General features: G+C 47.9%; 4 protein-coding genes. 2 read left to right on the forward strand and 2 right to left on the reverse strand.

Going from position 1 to position 8,932, the window contains the following annotated elements:
• Nucleotides 1-4,365 (reverse strand): CusA/CzcA family heavy metal efflux RND transporter, encoded by a 4,365-nt coding sequence (locus AC5WJX_RS16290; RefSeq protein ID WP_494485362.1) that lies wholly within the window; start codon nucleotides 4,363-4,365, stop codon nucleotides 1-3.
• A gap of 99 nt (nucleotides 4,366-4,464) precedes the next feature.
• On the reverse strand, nucleotides 4,465-4,896 hold the full coding sequence (locus AC5WJX_RS16295) for a hypothetical protein (protein WP_440427895.1): 432 nt from the start codon (nucleotides 4,894-4,896) through the stop codon (nucleotides 4,465-4,467).
• 170 nt (nucleotides 4,897-5,066) lie between these two features.
• Between AC5WJX_RS16295 and AC5WJX_RS16300 the strand changes: the two genes are divergently transcribed.
• Both AC5WJX_RS16300 and AC5WJX_RS16305 read left to right on the forward strand, forming a co-directional pair.
• Nucleotides 5,067-7,484 (forward strand): TonB-dependent siderophore receptor, encoded by a 2,418-nt coding sequence (locus tag AC5WJX_RS16300; RefSeq protein ID WP_494485363.1) that lies wholly within the window; start codon nucleotides 5,067-5,069, stop codon nucleotides 7,482-7,484.
• On the forward strand, nucleotides 7,485-8,657 hold the full coding sequence (locus AC5WJX_RS16305) for a PepSY-associated TM helix domain-containing protein (RefSeq protein WP_494485364.1): 1,173 nt from the start codon (nucleotides 7,485-7,487) through the stop codon (nucleotides 8,655-8,657).
• Nucleotides 8,658-8,932 lie beyond the last annotated feature (275 nt).

An 8,932-nucleotide genomic window follows, 5' to 3' on the forward strand; every position in this document is an offset into this window, starting at 1 on the left:
CTATAGGTTGTTGATTTTCTGCGCTTGAATGACCGCTTGATTGTAGCTGTTCAGCATGTCTAAATATTCGCTTTTAATGTTAATGGCCTGGTCAACCAGGATCACCCATTGGAGGTAATTGATCTCTCCGCCGACAAATTGCTGGTCTGCTGTGGCGATGATCAGGTTGGCGTTTTCCAGCCCTGTCTGTTCGAAGTAGTCCAGGCTACCAGCATACTTTTTAACTTCCAGCAGTATCGCTGCCTGCGCTGTTTTGGTTTGTTGGAGCGCATAATCTTTGCGTTTTTGCGCCAGCTGCCAATCGACCTTTGCAGCGGATGTTCTTGCCGATTGTGCACCAAAAAACAGGGGCACGCTGATACCGGCATTCACATAGCTGAAGCGTTTGCTTGTCGGCACGTAGGTTTCTTGGCCATTGATGACCTGAGACCCTGCAATACTCTGATTGTTATAACCGATGAAAAAATCTGGCAGCAGTTTCGAGCGCTCAGTACGCCAGCGCCACCTTGCAGCTTCAGCATCGTGTTCGAGAACCTGCACCTGTAATATGCTTTCAGGTGATGCAATTGCCGCTGGCAGCATCAGGCGAACATCCTGCTGATCAACCTGCGGGATGAAGCCTTGCTCCTGGCCCAACCACAGGTTAAACCTGGTCTGGTTAATGTTCAGATCACCTTCCAGCATGCGCAGTTGATTAGCAATCTGCTGCCGGTGAGCGGAAGCTGACGTTTTTTCGAGGATATCTGTTTCTCCCACCTTGAAACGCAGGTTTGTTTTACTTTCGAAAAGCTGATAGATGCTATCTGCATAAAGTAACAGTTTACGCTTCTCCTGAAGATACACCAGCTGATAGTACAGGCTCCGTACATTGGTCTTAATGTCAAGTTCGGTCAGCTTACTTTGCAATTCCGCAACGAGATAGTTCTCCTGCAGACTGCGTTTCTGGTTTGTATATACGGAAGGAAAGCTGAAGGATTGTGTGAGCCCTAGTCGCATATCTTTCGTTGCGCTGTTGATTTGTCCATATTCTCCACTCAGCTCCGTTTTTGGGATGTCCCAACCGGTTTTCTGTCGCAGCTTTTCTGCCTGCGCGGTCAGCTGTGCCGTTTGTGCCTGCAGATTATGCTTTAAAGCGGTGTCGATCGCTGCTGGCAAGGAAATGCCTTTGGGAACATCCTGTGCAGCAACCTGACCTATGCTGAGCAAGACGAGCAGCAAGGTTGTTATGGTTGTATTCGGTTTCATTTTAATTTTGCCTTCAAATAAAAGATAGAGTGCCGGCAGCACAAACAGGGTAAGGAAGGTTGCGGTAATAAGTCCTCCGATCACCACAGTAGCCAGCGGTCTTTGTACTTCGGCACCCGCGCCATTGCTTAAAGCCATGGGCAGAAACCCCAGGGAGGCTACGGCGGCCGTCATGAGCACGGGGCGCAGGCGGTTTCTGGTGCCAGCTTTAATCAGCTCCAATGGATCGGTGATCCTGCCCTCCTTTTTGATGCGGTTGAATTCAGAGATCAGCACGATGCCGTTCAGTACTGCCACACCGAATAAGGCAATAAATCCTACACCTGCCGAGATGCTGAAGGGCATATCACGTAGCGAGAGTGCGAATACACCCCCAATGGCGGAAAGCGGAATTGCGGTATAGATCAATGCAGCTTCTTTGAGCGATTTAAAGGCAAAATAGAGCATACCGAAAATCAGGAGTAAAGCAACGGGAACGGCAATCATTAAACGTTGCTTCGCCTGTTGCAGGTTCTCGAAGGATCCACCATAGACAATGTTGTAGCCAGGCTCCAGTTTAACCTTTTGACCGATTTTTGCCTGCAGGTCTTCCACAACAGATTGCACGTCTCTACCCCGCACGTTGAAACCAACGGTGATCCTTCGTTTCGCATCTTCACGCTGGATCTGGTTTGGTCCTTCAACTTCATCCACCGAAGCGACCTGATATAAAGGGATCTGGTTTGCACCAGGGGTAACGATCATCAGGTTGCGTACATCCTCAATGTTTTTGCGATGCTCATTTCCAACCCGTACTACCAGGTCAAAGCTTTTCTCCCCTTCATAAACCTTTCCAGCCGCCGCGCCTGCAAAACCCGCATTTACCGTGCGATTGATATCGTTGATGTTTAAGCCGTATTTGGCAATTTCCGCACGATTGTACTTGATCACTACCTGAGGCATACCGGTTACCTTTTCCACATACCAATCTGCCGTACCCTCTACGGTTTTGCTGATTGCGCCGATCTGTTCCGCATAGCGGGACAGGGCATACAGATCTTCACCGAAAATCTTACAAACCACGTCCTGTTTGGAGCCGGTCATCAATTCGTTAAAGCGCATTTGCACCGGGTACTGGTAACTCTGCGTGACACCAGGAGCCGCCTCCTGCACCACAGCCGACATCTTGCTGGCCAATTCCGTGAAGCTGCTGGCACTGGTCCATTCTGCCTTTGGCTTAAGTACAATGATCATATCCCCACCTTCAATGGGCATAGGATCGGTGGGGATTTCTGCACTACCAATCCGGGATACGATCTTCTCCACTTCGGGGAAGTTCTTTTGCAGCACGCCACTGATCTGTTGAAAAGCGTTGATGGTAGTGCTCAGGTTAGTACCCACGAGCAAGCGGGTTTCCACAGCAAAATCACCCTCTTCCAGCTGCGGAATAAATTCACCGCCCATACGGGCGAACATCAGGACAGCAAGTGCAAACAGACCGAAAGCGAGACCGACAAGCAGCCTTTTGATTTGCAATGCGCGACTTAGCACCCGCATATACCAGTTCTCCAGCTTTTCCATCACTCGGTCGGACAGGTTGGGTTTATGCGATATTTTCTTACTGATGAACAGCGAACTGATCATCGGCACATAGGTCAGGGATAAAATGAATGCCCCAAGGATTGCAAAGGCAACGGTTTGTGCCATAGGCTTGAACATCTTGCCTTCAATACCGGTTAGTGACAGGATTGGCAAATAGACGATCAAGATGATGATCTGGCCGAAAACGGCGGCATTCATCATTCTGGAGGCCGAGCTAGCCACCTCTTCGTTCAGTTCATTTTGAGATATTTCATGGACACTGCTGTACTTCTTTGAGAAATGCATGTGATGCAGGATGGCTTCCACAATGATTACGGCACCATCGACGATCAATCCAAAATCTAGAGCCCCAAGGCTCATCAGGTTACCACTTACACCGAACAAGTTCATCATAATGATTGCAAAAAGCATAGAAAGTGGGATGACGGAGGCAACGATGAGTCCGGCGCGAAGGTTACCCAGGAAGAGTACGAGCACGAAGATGACGATCAGTGCTCCTTCAAGCAGGTTATGTTCTACCGTGCCGATAGCATTATCCACCATCTTGGTGCGATCCAGAAAGGGTTCAATGGTCAGCCCTTCGGGTAACATTTTCTGGATGCTTTCTACGCGGGCTTTCACGTTCTTGATGACATCAGAGGAGTTCTCGCCTTTGAGCATCATGACAATACCGCCGGCAACTTCCCCATTAGGGTCGTAATTCAGGGCGCCATAGCGGATAGCGGATCCCAACTGTACGGTTCCGATGTTTTTCACAAGTACCGGAGCTCCGTTTGCAGCGGTCCTGACGACTATGTTTTCAATATCTTCTATGGAACCGGCAAGACCTTCACTGCGGATATACATCACGGTAGGCCCTTTTTCAATATAGGCGCCGCCGGTGTTCTGGTTGTTGGTTTCCAATGCAGTGAAAACCTCTGCGATGGAGATACCAAAGGCTTTCAGTTGACTAGAATTAACCGCAACTTCGTATTGCTTCAGTTCGCCTCCGAAAGTTGAAACATCGGCAACACCTTTGGTGCCAAGCAGGTTCCTCCGGACGGTCCAATCCTGAATACTGCGGAGCTCGGCAAGGCTGAACTTGTCTTCGAAACCCGGATCAGGACGAAGGACATACTGGTAGATCTCACCAAGGCCGGTAGATGCCGGTGCAAGTTCGGGTGTGCTGGCGTTTTCATTTATCTCTACCTGCTGAAGCCGCTCGGTGACCTGCTGACGTGCCCAGTACACATCTACGCCGTCTTCAAAGACCACGGTGATCAACGAGAGCCCGAAGCGGGACATGCTTCTGCTTTCCTTGAGTTTCGGAATATTACTCAGCGCCTGTTCAATTGGGAAAGTGATCAGACGTTCCACATCCTGGGCACCCAGCGAGGGCGCAGAGGTTATAATTTGTACCTGATCGTTTGTGATGTCAGGTACCGCATCGATCGGTAAACGGGTAACTTCATAGACACCATAGATGGTCCACAGTGCAATGAAAATGCCGATCACCAGTTTGTTATGTACAGAGAACCGGATGATTTTATCAAGCATCATTTTGCTTTAAGAATGCAACAAATTGGCCGCGGCACACCGTTACAACGTGTAAGGGTACAAGGAGCCATTAACAATAAGTTTTACAATGATTTGCAGCAGTTAAGCACGTGGAGGACGGAATAGCGCGGAAAGCGCGGGATTTGTCCTATACCGCGGCAGGTACTCCGGATGGTCCAGGCGGATCAGGAACACCGCAGATTTAAGTTTGATACCAATTCTGGGCGGAAGAAAATGCACAGGAACATGGTTAAGCTCCAGTTTCTTAAAAGGGAGTTCCATGTCGCGACTGTTATCGTCATCATCCATGTCATCACCCCAGTAGTGCATGGAGAGAAACTCCATGAATTTGAGCTTTGAATTGCGTTGCTGGTGTTCGGCATAATGCTCGAACAGTATCGGCAGCTTTACAAACTCGTGTAACTCTGTCGTCTGTGCAAGCAAGGCCAATAGTATGGTAAATATCCAGACACGCTTCATTGCAAGCAAAGCTATGAAAATTCGGCTGGTTTGCAGTGTAGTAGCCGTCTTCATGTGGATTGTAGCAAAGATTTTAGATTCTCAGATCTTCAAAGTGTTAAGTTGTTGAGGACCAAACAGACCGCTATCCCTTAAAGATTAATTAAGATTTATTCTAAATAGTTTGGATTGTCAGCAAAAAGTATCTTTCTTTGGGCAATTAAGAATTAATCCAAATAAGAAAAATGAATCACTTTACCCGAATCTTGACAGTGATACTGTTTTTAGGTTCTTCCGTTCAAGCACAAGCGCAGCGAAACAGCAGCATTAAAGGGAAGGTTGTCACCGCCGATGGATATCCGGCAGTAGCGGTTTCCGTAAGCCTCAAAGGTGAGGCGATCTCGACACAGAGTAACGTTGATGGTCTGTATCAGTTCACGAAGCTGAAGCCCGGCAGCTACCTGGTGGTGGTTTCTGCATTGGGATTGAAATCTGACGAGAAGACGATCAATCTTGGGAATAATGATGATCAGGTTGCGGACTTCAGGTTATCTGAAAAGTCAGATCAGTTGAAGGAAGTTGTGATTGGTGGTAAAGTGAAACGATATAAGGTGGATGTGCCTTCCACATCGCTCCGTTTAAATGCGCCGCTATTAGAGATTCCGCAAAATATCCAGATCGTAAGCGGCCAGACGCTGGCCGACCAGCAGGTGATCAGCATGAGCGATGCACTGGTAAGGAACGTAAGTGGTGCAACCCGGGTGGAGCACTGGGGTGATATGTACACCAACATTACCATGCGTGGTTCACAGATCCAGGCCATGCGCAATGGCTTTAACTTCGTGACTTCATTTTGGGGGCCACTAACTGAGGACATGAGCTTTGTAGACCATGTGGAGTTTGTAAAAGGTCCCGCAGGATTTATGTTGGGTAATGGTGACCCTAGCGGGATGTATAATGTGGTGACCAAAAAACCGACGGGAAGCAATCGCGGCGAGGTTTCGTTTACTGCAGGCAGCTATGACCTGTACAGGACCGCTGTAGATTTAGACAGAAGATTGACGGATGACGGCAAGCTGTTATTCCGCTTCAATGCGGCGGTGCAGAACAAAGGTTCATTCAGACCATTTGAGCATAACGACCGCTACACCATTGCGCCTACGGTGAGTTACCAGATCACCAATACCACAAAAATCACTGCAGAATATGCTTACCAAAACGCAAAAATGACCGAGGTGGGTTCTTACTACCTCTTCTCCCCTAATGGTTATGCTACCCTTCCGAGGGACTTCACTTTGACCCAACCGGGTGTGGATCCGACGAGAATGAATGACCACAGCGCTTTTGTTAATTTGCAACACAACTTCAGCGATACCTGGAAGGCTACTGCTCAGGTGGCTTATTCGAAATATCTGCAAACCGGGAACAGCTCCTGGCCCTCCAGCGTGTTCGCAGATGGCACGCTGATCCGGAACGTGGGTATCTGGGATGCTGAGGCGACCATGAAGCTTGCACAATTTTTCGTAAACGGCAAAATCAAAACCGGCGGCATTACACACAACATCTTAACAGGATTTGATGGAGGTAAGAAAAACTACTATGCAGACTGGGGACAATCGCATGATCTGGATCTGCCATCTGCACCATTTGATGTCAATAACCCCAACTATGGTTTCCCAGGGAATGGCTATGCTAATTTTGACAGAAGTCTTAGCGTTAAAGAACGCGCAATTGCAGGCGGCGGTGTTTTCGATCAGGATTATACCAGCTTCTACCTGCAGGATGAGCTTGCTTTTTTTGACAACAAAGCCCGTTTAACACTTGCTGGAAGATACTCGAAGGTAAGCCAATCTACTTTTGGTGGCGAGCCTAATAAAGCGGAACGTTTTACACCGCGCATTGGTCTAAGTGTTTCCCTGGATAAAAATGCTTCGGTGTATGGCGTGTACGACCAGGCTTTTATCCCGCAGACCGGTTTTCTTCGTAATGGCACCAAAATCGATCCGATTACTGGTAGCAATTACGAGTTAGGGATTAAAAAAGACTGGATGAACGGTAAATGGAATACTACAGTATCGGTGTACCGGATTCGTAAACAGAACGAGCTAACAAGTGATCCAAGAAATGCAGCAGGCGAAAACTTTAGCATTGTTGTTGGCGAAAAAAGAGCGCAAGGGGTCGAGTTTGACTTGAAAGGTGAACTTGCGAAAGGCTTAAGCCTGATCGCGAACTATGCCTACACGGATGGCAAGGTTACTGAAGTTGCTGAAGGCGTAACCAGCATGTTTGTGGGCCAGGTTGTGCCTGGATTCGCTAAACATACCTCCAATGCCTGGTTAAGCTACACCATCCAAAGCGGTGCCCTTAAGGGAACTGGCATTTCTTCTGGATTCACGCACCTTGCAGGTCGTGCAACCAACACCTATAACGCCGAGCAGCGCGAGCAGAACTTACCGAACTATTTCAAACTGGATGCGGGGCTCTTCTGGGAAGGTCATGGTTTAAGAATTACTGGAAATGTGTTTAACGTTTTGGATAAATACCTGTATTCGGGTAGTTATTATTCAAACTATTGGAATGCGCCTGATTACAACCAGCCGGCTTACTCCTGGCAGGCAGAGGCGCCAAGAAATTACAGAGTTAGTGTCGCTTATAAATTCTAGATGGTAAAGAACAAAAAAAACCTGAGACATTGGATCGGACAAATACATTTATGGCTCGGACTTACGTCCGGCGTATTTGTATGTTTTCTGGGCATCACCGGCTGCATTCTTGCTTTTCAGATTGAAATTGAAAATGCCACGCAGTCCTATCGCTTTGTGGAAGTGCAGAATAAGCCCTTATTAAGGCCTTCACAAATACAGCAGATCACCGACAAGGTACTCCCGAATAAGGAAGCGCACAGCGTAGGCTATCAGGATGGGAAGTCTGCAATTGTGACCTACTATTCCCTGACGGACACCTATTTCTGGACCGTATTTGTAAATCCCTACACGGGTGAGGTCTTGAAGGTTAAGGATATGTCCAAAGATTTCTTCAGGCAGGTGATCAACGGTCACTACTACCTTTGGCTGCCCCCGGATATCGGCCAGCCGATACTAACCACTGCCACCATGATGTTTGCTTTCCTGCTGATTTCAGGCTTGGTGCTTTGGTGGCCTAAAAACCGTGCGGCAAGTAAAAAGCGTTTTACCGTCAAATGGAATGCAAAATGGCGCCGGGTAAACTACGACCTCCATAACGTGGTTGGATTCTATTTAACCTGGATCATGATCTTCCTGGCATTAACGGGTATGGTGATGGGCTTCCAGTGGTTCGCTAAATCTACTTACTGGCTGGCTTCAGGTGGAAAAGAGATGATCCCATTCACTGAAAGTGTTTCCAAGAGTGCGACCAACCCCGAGCTGGTTGCCTTGGCGAAAGGTAAAGCCCCTGCCCAGGACATTCTTTGGGCAAAAGCAAGGGCTGAAAGACCGGGCTTCAAAGGAAATATGGATGTGCACCCGCCACACGCGAAGGATGCCGCCATAGAGCTTGCGATAAATCCGGAACCCGGTACTTACTGGAAAGCAGACTATTTGTTCTATGACCAGTACACCCTGGAAGAGATGAAGGTGGACCATATGTTTGGCAAATTTGATGAAGCCAGCACCGCGGACAAGATTGCCCGGATGAACTTTGATTTGCATGTAGGTGCCGTACTTGGACTACCAGGAAAGATCATGGCATTCTGTGGCAGTTTGGTCGCTGCAAGCTTGCCGATCACCGGATTTTTAATCTGGAGGGGTAGGAAAAAGAAGAGCAGGGCGAAACTTCAGCTCGCCGCAGCATTATAAACGAACCGCATAACAGAAGAGCCTGTATCATAAATCATGATCAGGCTCTTTTTCGTATATCGAGATTTTTATGAATAATATTTAAGCGTTCTATTTTAATTTCAAGTGCCCTTTACTTGCTTTAAAGGTCTGTTTTTCTTATTTTTAAGTATAAAACATACCAGGAAATGGCAGTAAAAAGACCTACTTTCAGGCCCTATCACCAGAATCAGTTGGTGATGCTTCCCCCGAGTTTGGACGACTTAATTTCTGCGGATCACTCTGTTAGGGTTGTC

The sequence above is a fragment of the Pedobacter sp. NEAU-ZC8 genome (assembly GCF_059278965.1).